This is a genomic window from Actinospica durhamensis (assembly GCF_018139695.1).
Lineage (GTDB): Bacteria > Actinomycetota > Actinomycetes > Streptomycetales > Catenulisporaceae > Actinospica > Actinospica durhamensis.
This window is the reverse complement of the sequence record NZ_JAGSOG010000590.1, coordinates 1-1258: the sequence shown is the minus strand read 5'-3', so window position 1 is coordinate 1258 and position 1258 is coordinate 1. Positions and strand designations below refer to the sequence as shown.

Annotated in this window: 2 protein-coding genes; one reads left to right on the top strand and one right to left on the bottom strand. The window is 68.4% G+C overall.

The window, feature by feature from the left end:
* Window positions 1–304 precede the first annotated feature (304 nt).
* On the top strand, window positions 305–649 hold the full coding sequence (locus KDL01_RS41225; RefSeq protein WP_212534159.1) for an FmdB family zinc ribbon protein: 345 nt from the start codon (window positions 305–307) through the stop codon (window positions 647–649).
* A 156-nt stretch (window positions 650–805) separates the two neighbouring features.
* Here KDL01_RS41225 and KDL01_RS41220 read toward each other — a convergent pair.
* Window positions 806–1258: ATP-binding protein (locus KDL01_RS41220; protein WP_212534158.1), on the bottom strand; the 453-nt coding region annotated here is incomplete at its 5' end.

Below are 1258 nucleotides of genomic sequence, written 5' to 3'. Positions count from 1 at the left end.
GGCCCACCGTGCCCACCCAGCCCACCTGGTCCGATCAGGCCCGACCAGTGTGTTTGCCTCGGCTTTCTTCAGCGTGGCGGCTTTGTGAGTTCTATGCCGCGCTGATTGTGGCGATTGAGCGGGTAGTGCGAAGATTTCACCGATTGGGCGTATTCGTGCGACAGTCGTATCGAAGCGAGGCCGGTTCAGCGGTTTGGCGGACGGGGTGTGTGGCGGCCTGAGAGGGCGGCAGAGTGGACAGCCCGGCGGGCCATGGCGCAGAATTGGCACTCGAAGTATCAGAGTGCCAACCGGGAGCGTGAACGTGCCGACGTACCAGTACCAGTGCACCGAGTGCGGCGAGGCGCTCGAAGTCGTTCAGAAGTTCACCGACGACGCATTGACCGTCTGCCCCGCCTGCGAGGGCCGCCTGCGCAAGGTCTACTCGGCGGTCGGCATCGTCTTCAAGGGGTCGGGCTTCTACCGGACGGACAGCCGCGGGTCGGGCAACTCCTCGTCCGCGCCTGGTTCGTCGTCGTCCAACTCGTCCTCGTCTTCCTCCTCGACGGGCAAGTCGGAGGGCGGGTCGTCGTCTTCGTCTTCGTCTTCCTCGCCGTCCACGCCGTCGAGTTCGAGCAGCTCTTCCAGCTCCTCGTCTGCGGCAGCCTGAGACTCACGGCTGCAGGGCAGGTCAGGGCGGTGCGGTGCGGCTCACGCGCGCGCCGGGTCTGAGCTCGGCGCTTGGGCTCACGCCTGATCAGCGCGCCCACGCCCAGCGCCTGAGACCCGCACCCGACCCGCGCCCACAGCCACAATCACAACCTGCCTAGATCTGGAACCACACCGCCTTGCCGGTGTGGGTGTCTCGCGCGCCCCAGCGGCGGGAGAGCTGGTCTACCAGGAACAATCCGCGGCCGCCCTCGTCGTTGGCGGTCGCGTTGCGTACGCGGGGCATACGGACGTCCTGGTCGTAGACCTCCACCCACAGTGAGCCGCTACCGCGTCGTGCGACGACCTCCACCTGGCGGTCCGCGTTCGCTGCGGCGGTGTCGCCCGGGTTGAGGGCGTTGTCGAGCAGGGCGAGTTCCAGCGAGTCCAGGTCGATCTCGGCGGCCGCCTCGGGGTCGAAGCGGGGTGCGGGAGCGGGGCCCGCGGCGTGTCGGACGGCGTTGGTGACGAGTTCGGACAGCAACAGCTCCACCGTCTCGACCTGCGCCTGCAGCCCCCAACGCTCCAGTACGGGGCGGATCGCCGCGCGTGCGGCGGACGGGGACGACGG